The sequence below is a fragment of the Amphibacillus indicireducens genome, assembly GCF_039539605.1.
GTDB lineage: Bacteria > Bacillota > Bacilli > Bacillales > Amphibacillaceae > Amphibacillus > Amphibacillus indicireducens.
The window spans coordinates 1-20949 of the sequence record NZ_BAABDL010000036.1; the positions used below are offsets into that span (position 1 = coordinate 1).

Here is a 20949-nt window from a genome sequence, read left to right on the forward strand (position 1 = left end):
TTGATTGGTTATTTTTAATTGATTTGATGCGGTTTATTCAGGTTTTATGATTGGGCTATGAATAATCTAGGAGCTATTTTAATTGTAATCTAGATGGGCGGATTAAAGAATGTGCAAATCTTTGTATTTGACTCATATTTTTGGGATCGCTTTCATTTTTAATGATTTATAAGGTAAAAATATAGATTTAGACATGCAAAATGACACGATTTAACGCGTTATATTCTAGATATCAAGAATTTATAATGTTCATTAGCTTACTTGTCCAAAGAAAATGTCTCTGAGGGCTGAAAGGAAGTAACGTGTATCTATTGTTATTTATCGATGATTCTAAAAGATGATGATTAGTCATTTTAAACAAATAGAATTTGGTCTAGAAACCATTAAACGGAAAAGGTGTGAACGCAACTTCATAATTAAGGCGAAAAATCCCTTAATTTGGCAAATTATTATCATGGTAAAACGTTGATAAATCAAGGTAGCTAGAATTTGTCCGGCTATAATACTTAATTAAGTCCGGTTGTTATGAATTAATGAAAGCGCTATATTTAGCACATGGAATTCTACAACGGATTTCATCATTAGTTAATTTTTAGGGGGTTTAGGCATGAAGAAGTTAAAACTAGTTGTTCTGTTGATCCTTATGTTAGTTATAGCTGCATGTGGTGGTAATAATGATGGTGCTACTGCTGATCCAGATACGAACACTGATCCAGACACAACTGAAGAAGCAGATGGAGTAGAAGGCGAAGAAGAGGAAGAAGAAGGTGCGGATTATTATCAAACACCTGAAATGGATTTTGATTTAGGTGGCCGTACACTTAAAGTTGTTGCTTGGTGGGACATGGAAATTACAGGAGAAGATCCTGATAGTGTCCAAGCTCGCGAGAACTTAGAAGAGTTAAAAGAAAAGCACAACTTTGATATCGAGTATATCGCTATCGACTTTGGTGAGTACCAAGAAAGAATTACAGCTTCATTATTAGCAAATGAGCCAATTGGTGACTACATCCGTGTAGGTAAGAAATACACAATTCCTTCATTTGCACAACAAGATTTAATTTGGGCAATTGACGATTACGTTCAAAACCCAAATGTTTTCAACTTACCTTACACACATGAGATTTTCCAACATGAAGGTCAAGGTTATGCCTTTACAGACGCGAGAGCAAATATTGTTCAAGGTATTTTCTACAACCGTACGTTAATGGGCGAGTTAGGCTTGAAACCAATTCAAGAATATGTTGATGAAGATAACTGGAACTGGGATACATTCGCAGAAGTTGTTGCATCAGCAAACCAAGATACAGATAACGATGGAAATATCGATACATGGGGCTTAGCTGTTCCATCTGTACTAGAAAGAGCTTTAGCTGCTAACGATGCTGCTCTAACTGATGCAGATCAACAAACTTTAGATGACCCAGCAACGATTGAAGCATTAGAATTTACACAAGATATTTTTGAAATTGCACGTCCAACTGAAGGTGGAGACTGGACAGAGCCAGAACAATTCTTCCGTCAAGGTAACACATTGTTCATGCCTGGTGCAGACTTTATGTACAATGGTATTGTAAATGACATGCCAGATTACGATATTGGATTTGTTCCATTCCCAATCGGACCAAGTGCTGATGGATACCGCACATTTGAAGCGGACATCCAAGCAATTGCAATTCCTAAAGCGGTTGATAATCCAGAACAATTAATTTACATTTGGGAAAAAATCTTTGACATTGAGTCAATTTATGATTACCCAGGTCAAGCAAACCTAGAGTCAATGTTCTCTAATGAAGATGACATTGAAAACGCTAGATTAGTACAACAACAATTAAATGTTCTTGACCACTTTACGTTTGATAATGATGTATTCTGGAGCTTCCAAGCTGAATTATTAGATGGAGTACCAGTTTCAACACTTATCGAAAGTCATGCGCCAGCCTTCCAGGCAGCAATTGATGACGTTTACGGAAATTAATTTATAACTAAAAAATAACTTTGGTAAAGTGCCTACTGATTTCTCGTGTAGGCACTTTATCCACTCATTAGAGATTAAGGGAGGCAAAAATAGTGCGGATATTCAAGAATAAGCTAGTACGTATTATTTTAGTCCTTGTCATCATTTTTTCTTCCGTATGGATCATAGATTCTAGAAATAAGGCAGATCAACATTATTCTAAAGCCATGGTTGAGTTTGAAGCTGTCGTTTCTGAAAGAAATGAAGATAGCTACTATAATTATCTTGAAAATTATTCGAATGCAGCTCGACCTAATCAAGTGATACGCATTGAGGGAGAAGACTTTGTTGAGACAGAGGGCGTGGGCTTTAGTTTAATTGATGAATTCAATAATATGAATGAGCAATCTGTTTTGACCCCAGAAGAAGGTTCAATTTCTTGGCAAGTGGATGTTGAAGAAGCAGGTTTATATAATATCCGCATCCATTACTACCCTATTGAAGGAAAAAGTTCAGCTATCCAACGAGAGATTAATATAAACGGAGATTTACCTTTTATGGGCGCCGATTATGTTATTTTTGATCGTGTGTGGGCTGATCAAGATGATGAGATTAGAAGAGACGAAAACGATAATGATTTGAGGCCTAGACAAGTTGAAGCACCTCAATGGTTAAATGCACCATTCCGAGATAGTGAAGGTTACTTCAACGAACCCTATCTTTTTTATTTTGAAGAAGGAACACAAACAATTACTTTAACTTCTAAACGTGAACCAATGGTAATTGACTATATTGAACTCTATCAACATGAATTAGCACCAACTTATGAAGAAATGAAGGTAGAGTATCAAGAAAACAACCTTGAACCCGTATCAGATACATTCATAAAAGTCCAAGCTGAAGATGCAGTTAGAAAATCCTCTCCAACTCTATTTCCGCTAACTGATCGCTCAAGTCCCACAGTGGAGCCTTATCATGTATCCAAACTACGTGTAAATGCGATAGGTGGCCAGAACTGGCAACAGCCAGGTCAATGGATTGAATGGGAAGTTGAGGTAGAGGAAGAAGGACTCTATCAAATTGCATTAAAGAGAAAGCAAGATTTATTAAGAGGAATCTATGCATCACGTACCTTAACTGTTAATGGTGAAGTTCCTTTTAGAGAAATGGATGTTATCCGATTTAACTATAGCTTAGATTGGAGAACAGATATCCTAGGACGTTCAGAGGAAGAACCGTATTTATTCCACTTAAACGAAGGAACAAACACGATTCGACTCACGGTCACTTTAGGTGATGTGGCTCCATTACTAAGAACAATTGAGTCAAGTGTACTTGATCTTAATGAGATGTATCGTAAGATCTTGATGATTACATCGAATACACCTGACCCATTAAGAGATTATCAATTAGAAAGACGTATCCCAGACATGCTAGAAGTTTTTGAAAAACAAGCGGAAATCATTCGAAGTGTAGGTGATCACTTAGAATTAATTACTGGGGAACGTAGTGATAAAGTTGCCGTGTTGCACTCAACAGTTAGGCAACTAGAAAAAATGATTGCTAAACCAGAAACAATTGCCCGTCAACTTGATTCATTTAAAATGAACGTTGGTGGTCTTGGAACTTGGATTCAGACTGTACGAGAGCAACCATTAACGCTTGATTACTTAGTTATTTCATCACCAGAGGCTGAAATGCCTAGAGCAGCAGCAACTACTTTTGAAAAGGTTAGACACGAAATTGGTGCTTTCCTAGCATCATTCTCAGAAGACTACGATAATATCGGCAGCACGAGAGAGCATGGAACAATTAATGAAGAAGTTACCGTATGGATTACAACGGGTCGTGACCAAGCTCAAATTCTTAAAACGATGGTTGACGATATGTTCACACCATACTCCGGCATATCAGTAAATATTAGATTGGTTCAACCACAAGTGTTACTGCCAGCAACGCTAGCAAATGAAGGACCAGACGTTGCCTTAAACTTAGGTGAAGATGTTCCCGTAAACTATGCGATGCGTAGTGCAGCAGCTGACTTAACTGTATTTCCTGATTTTGAAGAGATTTCAGAAAGATTCCACGAAAGTGCGGTCTTACCTTTCGAATATAATGAGGGCGTTTATGCACTTCCTGAACAGCAAATGTTCCCCGTTATGTTCTATCGAGCTGATATTTTAGAAGAGTTAGAATTAACACCTCCTGAAACATGGGATGATGTATACAGTATGATTTCTGTTTTACAACGAAACAACTTAGAATTTTATTTGCCAATTGATGATCCAATGGCTCAGAATCAGACATTGCTAGCACCAAACCAAGCGTTTGGAATGCTTCTCTTCCAAAGAGATGGCAAGTTTTATGCAGATGACGAGAAATCAAGTGCATTAGACGATGAGATTGCAATTGAAGCATTTAACCAATGGACACAATTCTATACAAACTATAAATTCCCGTTAATGGCTGATTTCCCTAACCGTTTAAGAGTTGGTGAAATGCCAATCGGTATTGCTCCATATCCAACGTATAACATGTTAACAGTATTGGCTCCGGAAATTAGAGGGTTATGGGAGTTCACAACTGTTCCAGGAACACTAATGGAAAATGGAGAAATTGATCATACCGTTCCAAGTACAAGTATTGCATCCATGATGCTACAGAACTCAGAAAAGAAAGAAGCAGCATGGGAGTTCTTGAAATGGTGGACTGAAAAAGATACCCAACTTACATTCGGACGTGAAATGGAAAGTATTCTAGGAGAGGCTGCTCGTTATCCAACCGCTAACGTTGAAGCATTATCAGAGTTACCTTGGCCTGTAGAGGATTATCAAAACTTATCCGCACAGTGGGAATGGGTTAAAGGAATCCCGCAAGTACCGGGTGGTTACTTTACAGGACGTCACTTAGATAACGCCTTTAGACGCGTTGTTAATGCTAACGAAAATCCTCGTGAAGCTTTACAGGATTATGTACGCTATATTAATGATGAAATAAAAATGAAACGGAGAGAATTTAACTTACCATATTAGAATAGGAGGTGGGGGTAGATGCAAACAAAAAAGGTAAAAAACCCAGCCGCAGTTACGGGCTATCCAGATAAAGATGCAACGAGCAATAAACTCTCTAGTAGAGAAAAATGGCAAAGACTAAAGCGTGATATGAAGTCAGCAAAAAGTTATTACTTGTTGATGGCTCCATTTATGATTATATTCTTTTTATTCACCGTACTTCCTGTACTCGCTTCATTAGTACTTAGTTTTTTCTCATTTAACATGTTAGAGTTGCCTCAATTTATCGGTTGGGATAACTACTCTCGATTGTTTTTAAATGATGATGTTTTTATAACAGCTTTAAGAAATACATTATTGTTTGCAGTTATAACCGGCCCACTTAGCTATATTGCATCCTTTATGTTTGCTTGGATTATAAATGAATTATCACCAAAAGTAAGAGCAGTCATGACGGTCATCTTTTATGCCCCGTCAATTGCAGGAAATGTGTTCTTCATTTGGCTGATTATATTCTCAGGTGATGCTTACGGTTATTTAAACGGTTTTCTTATGCAATTAGGTATTATTCTCGAGCCTATTCAGTGGTTACGAGATGAACAATACGTGTTAGGAGTTGTTATTTTAGTTCAGCTTTGGTTAAGCTTAGGAACAAGTTTCCTAGCCTTTATCGCTGGATTCCAAACACTAGATAAGTCGCTAATAGAAGCGGGAGCAATAGATGGTATCAGAAACAGATGGCAAGAATTATGGTATATTACACTACCTTCTATGAAGCCCCAACTATTATTCGGTGCAGTTATGCAAATAACACAATCATTTGCAGTAGCGGATATTTCAATTGCTCTGGCAGGTTTTCCAAGTGTTAACTATGCCGCGCATACCGTTGTTACACACTTGATGGACTATGGTACGATTCGATTTGAAATGGGTTACGCATCAGCAATTGCGACAATTTTATTCTTATTAATGATTGGAACGAACATACTCGTTCAAAAACTACTAAGAAAGGTGGGGACATAAAATGCGCATATTCAAAAAACGACTTAATCGATCAATGCCAGTTACAATTCTATTGTTTCTATTTTTAGCATTAGTCGGTGTGTTTATGGCATTGCCGCTCGTATACGCAGTAAACAATGCGTTTAAACCACTTGATGAGCTATTTATTTTCCCGCCTAGATTCTTTGTTCGAAATCCGACTCTAGATAACTTTTACGATCTAGCGTCAGTTATGAGTGATTCATGGGTACCGATGTCAAGATATTTCTTTAACACCATTTTAATTACTGTCTTCGGTACAGGTGGACATATCATTTTAGCGTCAATGGCAGCTTATCCATTGGCAAAATATAAATTCCCTGGATCAAAAGGTATATTCCAGATTGTAGTTTTAGCATTAATGTTTTCACCACACGTAACAGCAATACCTAACTTCATGGTTATGTCAGGTCTTGGTTGGATTGACTCACACTTATCAATCATTATTCCGGCAATGGCATTTCCACTTGGATTATTTTTAATGAAACAATTTATGGAGCAAATTCCAGATCCAATGTTAGAAGCCGCTAAGATAGATGGAGCAAGTGAGTTCCGGATCTTCTGGCAAATTGTCATGCCTAACGTTAAACCGGCATGGTTAACATTACTTATCTTACAATTCCCAATCTTATGGGGAACGGATGGTGGAACATTCGTCTATAGTGAGGAATTAAAGACATTGAACTATGCGCTACAACAAATTACTAACGCAGGTATTGCACGTGCGGGTGTAGGTGCAGCCGTTGCATTAATTCTAATGACCGTTCCAATTGGAATGTTTATTCTATCGCAAAGTAATGTTATTGAAACGATGTCAAGTTCAGGTATGAAAGATTAGAAGGGGGTTGAATAGTTTTGAAAAGTGTAAAAAATAGATGTTTCACGATATCCCTTCTTGCTGTTCTAGTCATGAGCTTAATAGTTGATTTTGATGTCACGCAGGTAGAGGCTAGCGCGGACCAAACATCCTATAACTACTCGTACTGGGAGGAAGCCGTTCCAGCTCCTCCAGCTTATCTGCCTACGATGATCGTTGATGGTCAAGCATTAGGGATTGAGCCTTTTAATTCTCCACACGATATTTTTGTATCGGCTGATTATAAAGTGTATGTAGCTGATACAGGTAACAATCGCATTGTCATTTTAAATGATGTTTTCGAATATGAAGAAACAATTGAGACATTTTATGCGGATGGTACGATAGAAACCTTCTTAAACCCAGAAGGCGTGTTTGTAACAGATGATAATCATGTGTATATTGCAGATACAGGTAATCAGCGTGTCATCCATTTAGATGAAAACTTTGATTATGTTAAAACGATTGACGAACCTGAATCTGAAATGTTAACAGCAACCTTTAATTTTAGACCTAGAAAAGTTGCCGTTGATAACGCTGGTCGTACATTCATTATGTCTGAAGGTGTATTTGACGGCTTTATGGAGTTCTCAGTAGATGGACACTTTACAACATTTATCGGTGCAAACCGAGTACAGGTTGATCCAATCGAGTACCTATGGCGTAGATTCGCAACAAGAGAACAACGAAGTCAAATGGTTCTTTTTGTTCCAACCGAATTCACGGGCCTAGACATTGATGAAGATGGATTTCTTTATGCGACGACTGTTGATGATGCAGATGATGTCGTTAAGAAGATTAATGCAAGAGGGGACGATATTTTAAGAAGAGAAGGTTATTTTAATCCGATTGGTGATATCAATTACGATAATGATCAAGGACCTTCACGATTAATTGATATTACTGTTGCAGATAATGGTATTTACTCTGTATTAGATTCTAGACGTGGTCGCATTTTTACTTATAATAACGATGGCTTCCTAATGTATATCTTCGGAGGCTTAGGTAATAAAATGGGTGAGTTCCATACACCTATCGCAATTGAACGTTTCGATGATTTCTTTCTTGTACTAGATCGAAACCTTGGCGAAATAACCGTTTTTAATGCTACAGCCTATGGAAGTGCTTTAGATGAGGCAGTAAGAAGTTATGAACAAGGTGATGAAGAAAGAGCTCAAGCCCTGTTTGAGGAAGTTGTCAACATGAATGTTAACTTAGAATTTGCTTATACAGGTATTGGAAAAGCATTGTTACGTCAAGATAATTATGAAGAAGCGATGTATAATTTTGAACAAAGTATTGATCAACAAAACTATTCAAAAGCTTATCTATTGTATAGAAACCAAGTCATGCGTGAGAACTTCTCTCTGATGATGACGATCATTTTTGCTATAGTTGCTTTGTGGATAGGATTCTCAATTTACCGTAAAAAGACAAAAAGAAAGAGGGTGTATTAATTGGATAAAGATAACAAAATGAAAAATCCTTTGCATTTAATAGTACGCCCATTTCAAGGTTTTTGGGAACTAAAATATGAGTTGTATACAAAGCCAAATTTAATCATCTCTTTTATTATCTTGACAGCATTAATTATTACGAATATTTTAAGTAGCCAATATGCAGGTTTTGTTGTAAATGTATATAATCCAGATGAAATGAACAGTATTATGGAAATTGCATATGTAATTGTACCATTGCTGTTTTGGTGTATTGCAAACTGGTCTTTAACAACCTTAATGGATGGGGAAGGAAAATTTGTCGAAATATTTATTGCGACATGTTTTGCTCTAACACCATTAGTTATTATCAATTTCCCATGGATTTGGATTAGTAACTTTTTATCACACCAAGAGGCGATGTTCTATTATTTATCACAGAGTTTTGCGATTATCTGGTTTGTGTTTCTCATTTATGTAGGGACACTAACAGTACACCAGTATACACCCGCAAAAACAGTTGTAACGATTATTTTAATACTCGTTGCTATGGGCTTTCTCGCCTTCCTAAGCTTACTGTTCTTTAGCTTGATTCAACAAATTATCGCGTTTTTCACTACAATTTACCGAGAGATTGTCTTTAGGTACTAATGGGAGGAGAGTCAAAAATGAGCAAAGTCATAATTACACGACTACTCGCATTATTTCTTGTGACGATCCTGATTTCGGGTTGTACGGATGTTGATACAACGGAAGATCATAATGAAGAGGACTTGTCTGACATCGAAGTGACTCAGGAAGAACCTCTACGTGCAGCCTTTGTTGATGACCGGTTAGAAGGAATGATCGGTATTGCAGAGAATGATAATCTACAGCTTTTTGTAGATGAGGAAACGGCGAGTATTGCAGTAGTTAATAAAGTTAATGATAGCATTTGGTACAGTAACCCACCTGATCGAGAGGAAGACCCGATCGCTGCTGGTGTTAACAGTGATATATTATCATCCCAAGTGCAACTAAGTTTTTATAATAGTTTTGGCCAACGAAGTAATATGAACTCATACTCTGATGCGATTGCGTATGAGCAATTCAACATAGAGCCAATTGAGAATGGTTTAAAGGTTCAGTATCAGCTTGGTCGAAACGAAAGATCAGCATCTGATTTACCATTGATGCTAAGCCCAGAACGATTTGAAGAATTATCTAGTCGTCTAGATAGCACGGGTCAACGGGCACTCATCATTGCTTATCGTGAAAACAAAGATACTGGTATTTATGATCGTAATGATGGCGCATTAAGTGGAATGCAATTAGAACGTGCATTCCAAGCATTTGAAGATGCTGGATATACTGAAGAAGATTTAGAGCAAGACATGGCTGAGTTGAACTTTACACAAGAGAGCGATGATGATCGTACCTTTATTGCGACAATTGAGTATCGTTTAGACGAAGACAGTTTATTAGCTACGGTTCCAGTCGAAGAAATCTTCTATGAGCCAGAGTTTCCGGTAGATAGAATTTCTTTCTTGCGGTTCTTTGGTGCAGGCAATACGGAAGAAGAAGGTTCACTCTTTGTGCCAGATGGTTCAGGCGCTTTGATTCACTTTAATAATGGTCGTGTCAATGTCCCTTCATATCAACAAGCTGTATACGGACAAGATTTACCTTTACTTCAGAGAAGTGATGTTCGCACGGATGAGGTAGTTAGACTTCCTGTATTCGGGATTCTGAAAGAGGATAATGCGCTCTTAGGCATTATTGAAGAAGGTGCTGCTAGTGCGACAATAAGTGCGGATATTAGTGGACGCCTTAACAGTTATAACTTTGTTTACCCAACATTCACAGTTATTAATAAAGATGAAGTAACGCTTCAAGCAGAAGATCAAGAGCGTTCATTACCGAGATTCCAGGAAGAGAAAATGAAATCAGATTTCTCTGTACGTTATGTTTTCTTAACTGGAGAAGAAGCAAACTATAGTGGAATGGCGAATTACTATCAAGATTACTTAGTCGAGTCAGGTTTACTAAGACGAAATCGCGAAACGATAGACAGTGAAAACATTCCATTTTACACACAACTTATTGGAAGTATCAATAAACAACAACACTTTGCTGGTGTACCGTATCAAGCATTAGAGCCATTAACGACATTTGAAGAAGCGGAAGAAATTCTTGATCAATTAATGGCACACGATGTGGATAACATTCGCGTTAACTATATTGGTTGGTTTAATAGAGGTGTTAATCACCGCATGCCAAACAAAGTTAAGGTTGATCGTGCAATCGGTGGAGCAAGAGGTCTTAATGATTTTATTGAGTATGCTGAAGAAAACAATATAAGTGTTTTCCCTGAAACAGCATTATTACAAGTTCATAATAGTTCAGGTTTTAAACCAAGAAAAAAGGCATCACGTACGTTAACAAATATCCCGACAGCCATTTATCCAATTGATCGGGCATTAAGAGAAAGAGATCGTATGTCGACACCTAGCCATACATTATCACCACGTTATGTTGATGAAATAACGACTGATTTTCTTAAAGAGTTTGTTCCATTTGGTACAACTGGACTAACGCTTAGAGATTTAGCTGATGTTTTAAATAGTGACTTCCGAAGAAATGAACAAATCGACCGATTTGAATCGGAGGAAATATCTAGAAATGCAATTGAAAAAATGTATAATGAGGACCTTGAGTTAATGGCTCATGGTGGAAATCTATATGCGTTACAATATTTAACTGATGTTATTAATGTTCCTGTTTCTAATTCAGGCTTTAAGATCCAAGATGAAGCTATCCCTTTCTATCAGATGGTATTGCGTGGATATGTGGATTATGCAACGACACCATTTAACTTATCAACATATTTAAATGATCAAGATTATATCTTAAATGCTTTAGAATATGGTTCAAACATTAACTTCCAATGGATTTATCAATCAAATGACCTATTAAAAGGCACGAGATTCGATCATTTATATTCTGTAAATTATGAGCGTTGGCTTGACCAAGCTGCTGAAATTTACCACGAAGTAAATGATTTCCTCAAACATGTTCAAGGGGAAACGATTGAAGCGCATGAAATTCTTGAAGAAGGTGTTTACCGTACGACATATGAAAATGGTGCTTATGTTATTGTAAATTACGGTCTTGAGTCAGTTAATGTAGATGGTTATACGATTGAACCTCAAAGTTATATTACGGGTGGTGAATAAGGATGAAAGCCATAGATAAATTTAAAAGGTCAGTAAAATCATATGAAGGCCAAAAAGCACTTTGGGGTTTTATCTTTGTATTCCCTTGGTTGCTAGGATTTCTATTCTTTTTCCTAGCCCCATTGATAACTTCACTTCAATATAGTTTTAGTAAAGTAGATCCAACACCAGCAGGAATTCAAACAACATTTGTTGGATTTTCAAACTATATGAATGCGGTTCTCGTTAACCCCAACTTTAACAGACAGTTAATCGAATCAATAATGGATATTGTCATTGATGTTCCGCTTATTCTTATTTTTAGTTTATTTGTAGCTGTAATTTTGAACCAAAACTTCTTTGGGAGATCAGTTGCACGTTCAATATTCTTCCTACCGGTTATCTTAGCTTCGGGTGTTATCGTCGGCTTAGAGGCTGAAAGTTTAGTTCAAGAAATTAATCAACAAAATGCAGCAATGGGCGGCGTTTCAAACGCATTACGAGCATTTGAACTAGAAAGAATAATGATTGGAGCAGGGGTAAATGTCACTATTGTAGAATATCTGACAGGAGCCGTTGGTCGAATTTATGAGATTGTTAGTTTATCTGGTGTTCAGATTCTAATTTTCTTGGCTGGGATCCAGACCATTTCGCCATCTGTCTATGAGGCAGCGAAAATGGAAGGTGCAACAGGGTATGAGGCATTTTGGAAAATCACTTTACCAATGGTGAGTCCACTTATCCTAGTTAACTTAATCTATACTATTATTGACTCATTCTCGAGAAGTCCTGTCACAGATTTAATCATGTCAACAGGCTTTGATAACTTTAATTTCGGTTTAAGTTCAGCCATGGCATGGATTTACTTTATATCTATTATGTTGATTTTAGGAATTAGCTCGTATTTGATTTCGAAGAAGGTCTTCTATCAAGAGTAAGATTAAATCAATAGATAGAAACAGAGGTAGGTTAACTCTTAGTCCTCTAATAGCTTAATCTACCTTAAAAACAAATTGAGAATTAACCTAAATTCAATCAGAAAGGATGAGTCCATTGAAATTCGAAAAATTATCTAGGATCATTACAATAGATAAAATAAAACGATGGAGTTGGTCGATCGTTCGATTCGTATTAATGGCAGGATTATCATTCGTTATTCTTTATCCAATCTTACAAAAGGTATCAACTGCTTTTAAGCATCAACGAGACTTATACTCTCCAATCGTTATATGGATACCAGAAACATTCACTTTAGATAACTTTAGAAATGCAATGTCAATTATGAATTATGGTGACACATTACTAAATACATTTATATTGGCAGCAGTCACCACAATATTAACAACAGCATCATGTGCACTTGCAGGATATGCATTTGCAAGACTGCAATTTAAAGGAAGTAAAATATTGTTTTTCGGTGTGATTTTAACGATTCTCGTCCCACCAACTACAATTTTAATTCCGATGTACATGAACTTAAGAGATTTTGGTATGGCAGGAATTATTCCATTATTAACAGGGGATACTGTTAACCTATTGGATTCCTATTGGCCATTTATCTTGACATCAATAACAGCTAACTCATTGAAAGCCGGATTATATATCTTCATCTTTAATCAATTCTTTAGAGGTATTCCTAAAGCGATTGAGGAAGCAGCATATATTGATGGCGCTGGAGTTGGAAGAACGTTCTTTACGATCATGCTACCAAACGCTAAACCAGCAATTGTAACGGTTATGCTATTTTCATTTGTATGGCAATGGAATGATAGTTTCTATACAACAACATATTTAACATCTGCAAACGTGATGTCTACACAACTATCATCCTTACCGCACAACTTAGCTATATTCTTGGAGAGTGGTGGCGCAGGAAGCTCCGACCCATTCTACTTAAGTATGGTACAAGATACAGGTATTTTACTGGCTATGTTGCCACTGATTATCCTTTATCTCTTCGTTCAACGTCACTTCGTTGAGAGTGTTGAGAGAACAGGTATTGTTGGTTAATACAACCAGTGCTTAATTTATAGTATATAGAAAAGTAACACTTCCATCTTTGCCATTTGCAACATGACATTTCAAATGGCGAAGAGAAGTGTTCTTTTCTTTTAACACTTTTTATTTACATACCAAGTAGATAGCTATGGTAAAATAGAGGTTGAAGGAATAAGAGCCGAACATCTTATTTGACTCTATTTATAGTTTAAATAGCATTCACTATACATAAGGAGGCGCGTGCCTTGAAAATTATAAAAAGCTATCGATATATTTTGTATCTACTTGTTGCAATTAGTTTTCTTTTTGTTGCGTGTCAAAATAACGAACCTACGGCTGACGAATATTCAGATACATATGACAATATCTATCTTCATCCTGGTCTACAGAGATATGATGAAGAAGTAGATGTTTCATTCGTTGGTGAAACGAGCGATAATTTACGAGAGCTAGAAAAGCAATTTGAAAATGAAACATTGAGAGATAATCGTTGGACTCGACTCTATCACGACATATTAGGAATAAATATTAATTATGATTGGATCGCAGAAAGCGCATTTTATCATCAGCGTTTAGCCAACGACCTAGCATCAGGTCGCTTACCGGACATCATTAGAGTTGACGCATTACAGATGAGACAGCTTGCCAATGCAGGTCTAATTCAAGAGCTATCCGGGGTCTATAATACGTATGCCACGCCATTTACTAAAGAAGTACTTAGCCAAGAAATGATTGATCCGATTGAAGCGGCGATGATTGATCAAAAATTGATGGGTATACCTGATGTAGATTCATCTCTAGACGCCATGCAATATCTTTGGATTAGACAAGACTGGTTAGATAATTTAAACATAGAGCCCCCTGAAACAATGGCAGATGTTTTAGCCATATCAGAAGCATTCACACATAACGATCCAGATCAAAATGGGGAAAACGATACATTTGGGTTAGCGGTGAGTGACTACTGGTGGAATAACGTGACAGGACTCGTTGGTTTTATGGCTGGGTTTGAAGCTTATCCGAATATTTGGTTGAAAGATGATGATGGAACGTTAGTTTATGGTGGTATTCAACCAGAGGTCAAAGAAGCATTGTCTGTTCTGCGTGAAATGTATATAGATGGACAGATCGATCCTGAATTTATGTTTAAAGATGGTGAAAAAGTTAAAGAACAAATTATTAACAATGAAATAGGTATGCTTTATGGTGAGCAGTGGGCATCATTCTTTGTTCAAGAGAGTTTGAAAAATGATCCCGATGCAGATTGGCAAGCGTATCCGATCATGTCTGCGACAGATCAACCACCCAAAATGCCAATTACGCACAAGGTATCTCACTTTTGGGTCGTACGAGCCGATTATGAGCATCCTGAAGTTATTATTAAGCTAATTAATTTACACCTTGAGAAAAATTGGGGTCAATCAGCGGAATATGATAGCTATTATAGTACACCCCATCCAGTTTGGCAGTTATCACCTGTTCGCCCATTTCCAACACTAAAAAACTTAGAAGCTTTCCGAGCAATTGAGCAAGCTAAACAGAACCATCAGTATGCTAATCTTGAAGGAGAAGCAAAAAGAATTTTTGAGTTAATAACATTGTATGATGAAGAAGGCAATGAAGCCGGTTGGGGCTGGAAAAAAACATATGGCTCAGACGGTGCTTATTCTATTTTAGAATCGTTTATTGAAAATGATCAAATATTATATGATGAATTAGTTTGGCCACGAACAGAAACGATGGTTGAATTAAATAACATCTTAAGCAATCGCAAACTAAATATGTATCAAAACATTATTTTAGGCGAACCGCTGAGTACATTCGAGCAATTTGTTGAAGAGTGGTACGATCTCGGTGGCCGTGAAATTACAAATGAAATTAATGAATTATACCTAGAGCATCAAGATAATTAAGAAAATGATAGAGCATAAGAGAAAAGAATGGGGGAATGCAACATGAAGGGTGTATCACACCAGACATTTAGAAAACGACTGTTTTCACGGTTACTTATTATGTATCATATTGTCATTCTTCCTATAATTATTTTAGGTTTATATCTGTATATTTGGAGCTACAATAATGCAAGTGACGAACTCTCTCGCCATACTGAAAACCAACTAAATATGTACTTGGAGGGTTTAAATCGAGAGATCGCGTGGATGGAAAGCCAACAATATAATTTATTGCAGGACAATGAACTTCAATCGGTAGCAATAACCTGGGATGTAATGAGTAATGTGGATAGAAAAGAAAGCATGCACTATTTAGTAAATCGTCTACGAGCAATCCAAGGCACGAGTGCTTATATTGAGAATATATCGATTCACATTCGTTCAATCGGTAAAACAATCTCATCAATTTATAGTGTACAAGACTTTGAGGATGCGTACTATGCATCGATTTATTCTGGATTTACCAATCCATCTTATTTTATTAATATACTGAATGAATCACTGACATTAACTGTTGGAAATATGAGTCAAGATATTGATGGCGTACCCTTCTATCTCGTTGAAATTGAATTAGATAAATCAAAACTACAACAATCATTAGATTCAATTAACTTATATGAAAACAATGGCTTATTTCTAATCGGCAGTAATCAGGAACTCTTGTGGAAGTCTTCTGATGCGTCCACTGATATATTATTTGAGTATTTAGATCAAGTGCCATTTGAAGAAGATACACAAGTCTTAAAGATTAATGATGATCATTATCAATTTAATCAAGCTAGCCTTAATGAACGCAATTTGACCGTGATTAGTTATATTCCTGAGGATGTCGTAAAACGTCCCTTAGGTATATTTAAACATTGGGTATGGATCTTTGGTGTTTTTGTAGTCATTGCCATTGTGGGTTATGCATATTACACATATAGGCTTGTCCATCAACCACTACTAACTTTAGTTAATGCATTTAGAAAAGTTGAAAAAGGTAATTTAGATCAGCAAATTGAACAAGATAGCAGCGGTGAATTCGGATATATTTATGATCGATTTAATAAAATGATTACTCGCCTGCAAAATTTAATTGATCGTAACTATAAACAAACACTAATGGTTCAGAAAGCAGAATTAAAGCAATTACAATCACAAATAAACCCACACTTTTTATATAACAGCTTTTTCATATTAAATTCACTTGCTCAAACGGAGGATATTGAGCGGATAGAACAATTCACGCTCATGCTTGGTGAATACTTTAAATTTATAACCCGCAATGAAGAAAATACAGTTGATTTGAAGAGCGAAGTAAAACATGCTCGAATGTATACGGAAATTCAAAATATGCGCTTTTCAAGGCGAATTAAAGTAGACTTCGGTGAGTTACCTCAAGAGTTAGAAAAAATTAAAGTGCCAAAGCTAATTATTCAACCGATTATAGAAAATGCCTATAAGTATAGTTTAGAGAATAAAGCAGAAGCTGGATTATTAAGGGTTAGCTTTTTGAAAATGAACAGCGAGGTTCATATAATTGTTGAAGATAATGGCGGATTAATTAATGAACTAGAAATAGACAGTCTAAACGAACGATTAAGAGATACAGAGACTAAACAAGAGCTAACGGGCTTAGTGAATATTCACCGGCGGATTGTATTAACTTATGGTGAGGGAAGTGGCATTTACTTGTCAAAAAGCGAACTAGATGGTTTGAAAGTAGACGTTCGACTCGTAATTAAGGAGGACTAACAATGCACCGTTTATTAATAGTTGATGATGAGGAACTAATTACAGATGGTCTTTATGATGTCTTTTCTCGGTTAATGCCAGACCATCTCGATGTGTATAAAGCCTATTCAGGTAAAGAAGCACTGGAATGGATGACTCGTACGCGGATTGATATTATTTTAACGGATATTTCCATGCCTGGTTTAACCGGTTTGGAGCTTATTGAGGAGGTTCAAGCGCTTTGGCCTCATTGCAAAGTTGTTTTTCTTACGGGTTATGACAATTTCGAATATGTCTATCAGGCAATTCAAATGAACGATGTTAAATATCTATTGAAAACCGAGGGTTATGATAAAGTGATTGAAACAGTAAAAGAGATTGTGGAACAATTAGAGAATGTGCCACTTGAAGAAAAAGCGATACAATTAACTGAAGAAGAAAAGTATGCTTATGAACTTATGGCACAAAGTGACTTTATGCGTCACGTGTTACAAAAGAGCAAATCTGTCTGTAGTGATTTAACAAGTCTCTCTCAAGAGTTTACGCATTTAAGTATCCCGCTTGATTCGAATCAAGATGTTTATTTAGTTTTAGGGAACTTAGCCTATCCAAAAAACACTTCGTATACGGAACGCAGTCAGATTTTATATTATGTTCGAACAAAATGGGAACGTCATTTTTCTAAACAGATTAAAAGTGTCAGTATCATTGATCGTTATGGTGGGTTAGTCTGGTTTATTCAGACAATCGACGGCAAGCAACCAACAGCTGAGCACTTACTCGATTTTTTAGAAGGCGCATTAGAAATGATTCAAGAAGAGTGTTTAAAGCTTTATAATTTAACGATTCAATTTACGATCAGTAATGGGTTAACGAATTGGCAAGCTGTATCGAACAAATATGTTTTGTTACGTCAATTACAACAACTTAAGCTTGATACGAGCTATCCTAGTATTATAAAGGAAAATAACAGTGACACAGAGCATACCATTGGTGGATTAAATACTACACCAAAAATGGATATCTTAACGGCACATCTATCCTCTAATCGAAAAGAAGAATTCTTTGCTGAATTTGAAGATTTAACAGATTCACTGGATAAAGCAAGTTATCACCAAGTAACAGAAGTATATTATTCTGTTGCACTCGTTTTATATGTTGATATCAGTCAAAATGATTTGCAAAGTCGAATTACTGAGTTTGATAAGTTATTGAAAATTGATCGCCACGAGTCATTCAAAAGCAGCTTATCTTATTTAGAACAAGTTGCTAACCAGTTATTTGATTTGAAGAAAACAGACGATCAAGACCGTGCATCAAAGGTGATTGACCGTGTCAGTCATTATATTGAACATCATTTGCATGAGGACTTATCACTTGTCCGGCTAGCAGAAATTCACTATTTCAATCCATCCTACCTTTCGCATTTATTTAAGCAAGAAAAAGGGATAAATTTATCAGAGTACATCGATCGTTATCGCATCAGACAAGCAAAAAAATATTTAAAAGATCCTGATTTGAAAATTCGCGAAGTAAGTGAGATGGTTGGCTATCACTCGGCACACTCTTTCACAAGATTTTTCAAAAAAATGACGGGTCAAACCCCGAAGGAGTACCGAGAGAGTCTTAGCAATAAATAAAGGTTCTACGTCAAATCACGTTGGTGAAGAGTTTTAGCCGACAATTAATGTAAATTCATTTCACGATATAAAGAGCTGTTAAGCAACTTTATATCGTGATTTTTTAATGAGATTTGTTTCTATTGGTTTGAATTTGAAGTGAATCATAATTCGCTTCTTGTAATTATAAAAATTGCGATAACCATAAGCGACTTTACTGAGAACCTTTATCTTATTGTTGATACCTTCGATTCGACCATTATTATACGGGTAAATAAAGCTATTCTTAATATACGGTAGATGCTTTCTTAATGTCTTCAAGCTTGTTCTCATATAACTAGAAATTAACGGAGAGCTTCGCTCTTCTAGAATTACTTTTAAAGTCTCAAATTGCCTCATATTGATTGCTTTCAATAAACGCTGATAAAGTTGATAGTTAGCTTTTAGTTCTGGATCATACGCTAACATTTCCTCTACTATGCTTTTTTCTAAACGTTGTCCAAACAAGGGATAATACGTGTACTCTGTAGTTTTTAATTTTAATTCGTTCTTTTGTAACAATCTCCAGTACTTTTTAAGACGTCGATATTTTTTCATGTCTTCATTATTTACTCTTTTCAGTCTGTTCATAACCTTAATACGAGTTTTGGTCATCGCACGATTAATTAATTGAACCAAGTGAAAGCGATCAATAATAATTGATGCTCTTGGGAAAATCTCTTTAATTACATTAACGTAACCGGCATTCATGTCAATGGTAATTGTTTTGACGTGTCTTCGATCATTGAGACTGTAATTGCTGATAAAATGATTTTTAATAATACGAGAAGTACGGGCGCCGAGAATATCAAGAATATCACCTGTTTCAGCATTAATATATTCAAAGGCCATCAGGCCTTTTGCATATTTAAATTCATCGAATGATAAATTTTCTGGTAGAGCTTGATGATGGGATTTAGTAGATTGAGCTACTTTATTTATTTCACGCTGAACGGTGTGCCAAGATACTGAACAATCATTAGAAAGTGACTTAACAGATCGTGCTTCAGTACTTTTAATAACTATCATCGCTTTTGATTGATTTGAAATATGACAGTTCTTTTCTATTATTGATGTCTTGGCAGTTAAGCTACATTGACAAGCTTTACAGAAAAAACGTTGCTTTTTTAATTTTAAAAAGCTTCGTGCGATTCCAATCATCGGTAAGGTAATTCTAGACTCTTGTTTCCCATTCTTAAAGATGATATAGTTTTCATTTTTAATGCCACATTTGGTACAGTGTGTGGGTTCGTAAGTTAATTCACCAGAAATATACTTACACGGCTTACCCTTATATTCTCCATATGTGACACAACCGGGTAAAAAAGTTATATTTTCATCTTGAATATCAATTAGGTTTCTTATATCATTGCAAGTAGACAAGTGAGTTCCCTCCTAGGATTATGGTTTTAGTCGACTTCTATTCTAAAGGGAAACTCACTTGTTTTCTATATCCAACTATATTTTATTTCAATTTTAGTAATATGATCTGAAAATATGACGATGTGATGATTAGCAGTTAGCCGAACCGTAGACTCCTATGGGAACAGCACGAGTCCGAAGATCCGCTAAGAAAAGCTCTGTGAGCTTTTCTTAGCTAGCTGAGGCCGTGCCCATGGACGCGAAGGTTCGGCTAACTGCGGCTTTATAACGCAAGTTATAAATTAGATAAAGTCATAATCACATTAAGATAAAAACATAGCGTTAGTGAGTTATATTTTTTCTCACCAACGCTATATATTGTACAACCTAAATAAATAGGCCATAATCTAACTCAAACAGATCAGCTACCTGTTTGGGTTATTTTTTATGAAAAATTCACATGTCATTTAAGTATGACAAGGTGAATCCTAGCTTAAGCCAAGAAATGACGGGTTTAATTGTAGATTTTGTTCACTTAAAATAAACGTATGACCTAGATTATTCATAGCCCAATCATAAAACCTGAATAAACCGCATCAAATCAATTAAAAATAACCAATCAATCTTTCACTAATTAAGTGAAAAGGAGCCCGATCTTTGATATTGTATAAGTGACGAAACAAACACAAATCAAGGAGGGCTCCATAATGAAAAGTGTAATCGAAAAGTCACTTCATTTCAACAAAATGATCAAAGTTAATTTTGACG

The 20949-nt window shown here is 36.2% G+C and carries 13 protein-coding genes; 12 read left to right on the plus strand and 1 reads right to left on the minus strand.

The window, feature by feature from the left end:
- Positions 1–607 precede the first annotated feature (607 nt).
- The 12 genes from ABD814_RS03300 to ABD814_RS03355 all read left to right on the plus strand — a co-directional run bounded on the left by ABD814_RS03300 (position 608) and on the right by ABD814_RS03355 (position 18801).
- Positions 608–1978, plus strand: coding sequence for an ABC transporter substrate-binding protein (locus ABD814_RS03300; RefSeq protein ID WP_344910308.1), 1371 nt, complete (start codon positions 608–610; stop codon positions 1976–1978).
- A 92-nt stretch (positions 1979–2070) separates the two neighbouring features.
- The gene (locus ABD814_RS03305; protein ID WP_344910309.1) at positions 2071–4989 is read left to right on the plus strand and encodes an extracellular solute-binding protein; all 2919 of its coding nucleotides are present in this window, start codon (positions 2071–2073) and stop codon (positions 4987–4989) included.
- Positions 4990–5007: 18 nt separating this feature from the next.
- Entirely contained in the window at positions 5008–5991 is a 984-nt protein-coding gene (locus ABD814_RS03310) for a carbohydrate ABC transporter permease (RefSeq protein WP_344910312.1), read from the plus strand.
- A gap of 1 nt (position 5992) precedes the next feature.
- Entirely contained in the window at positions 5993–6847 is an 855-nt protein-coding gene (locus tag ABD814_RS03315; protein WP_344910314.1) for a carbohydrate ABC transporter permease, read from the plus strand.
- 17 nt (positions 6848–6864) lie between these two features.
- Positions 6865–8322, plus strand: a complete 1458-nt coding sequence (locus tag ABD814_RS03320; RefSeq protein WP_344910317.1) for a hypothetical protein — start codon at positions 6865–6867, stop codon at positions 8320–8322.
- An 18-nt stretch (positions 8323–8340) separates the two neighbouring features.
- The gene (locus ABD814_RS03325) at positions 8341–8952 is read left to right on the plus strand and encodes a YIP1 family protein (protein ID WP_344910331.1); all 612 of its coding nucleotides are present in this window, start codon (positions 8341–8343) and stop codon (positions 8950–8952) included.
- Between the two features lie 17 nt (positions 8953–8969).
- Positions 8970–11516, plus strand: coding sequence for a DUF5696 domain-containing protein (locus tag ABD814_RS03330; RefSeq protein WP_344910319.1), 2547 nt, complete (start codon positions 8970–8972; stop codon positions 11514–11516).
- A 2-nt stretch (positions 11517–11518) separates the two neighbouring features.
- A complete protein-coding gene (locus tag ABD814_RS03335; protein WP_344910320.1) occupies positions 11519–12433 on the plus strand; it encodes a carbohydrate ABC transporter permease in 915 nt (304 codons plus the stop codon).
- A 115-nt stretch (positions 12434–12548) separates the two neighbouring features.
- Positions 12549–13505 (plus strand): carbohydrate ABC transporter permease, encoded by a 957-nt coding sequence (locus ABD814_RS03340; RefSeq protein WP_344910322.1) that lies wholly within the window; start codon positions 12549–12551, stop codon positions 13503–13505.
- A gap of 233 nt (positions 13506–13738) precedes the next feature.
- Positions 13739–15406, plus strand: a complete 1668-nt coding sequence (locus ABD814_RS03345) for an extracellular solute-binding protein (RefSeq protein ID WP_344910324.1) — start codon at positions 13739–13741, stop codon at positions 15404–15406.
- A 42-nt stretch (positions 15407–15448) separates the two neighbouring features.
- Entirely contained in the window at positions 15449–17182 is a 1734-nt protein-coding gene (locus ABD814_RS03350; protein ID WP_344910326.1) for a sensor histidine kinase, read from the plus strand.
- Positions 17183–17184: 2 nt separating this feature from the next.
- Complete coding sequence (locus tag ABD814_RS03355) at positions 17185–18801, plus strand: response regulator transcription factor (protein ID WP_344910328.1); 1617 nt, start codon at positions 17185–17187, stop codon at positions 18799–18801.
- A gap of 78 nt (positions 18802–18879) precedes the next feature.
- Here the strand turns inward: ABD814_RS03355 and ABD814_RS03360 are convergent, their stop codons facing one another.
- Entirely contained in the window at positions 18880–20202 is a 1323-nt protein-coding gene (locus ABD814_RS03360; RefSeq protein WP_344910330.1) for an ISL3 family transposase, read from the minus strand.
- Positions 20203–20949 lie beyond the last annotated feature (747 nt).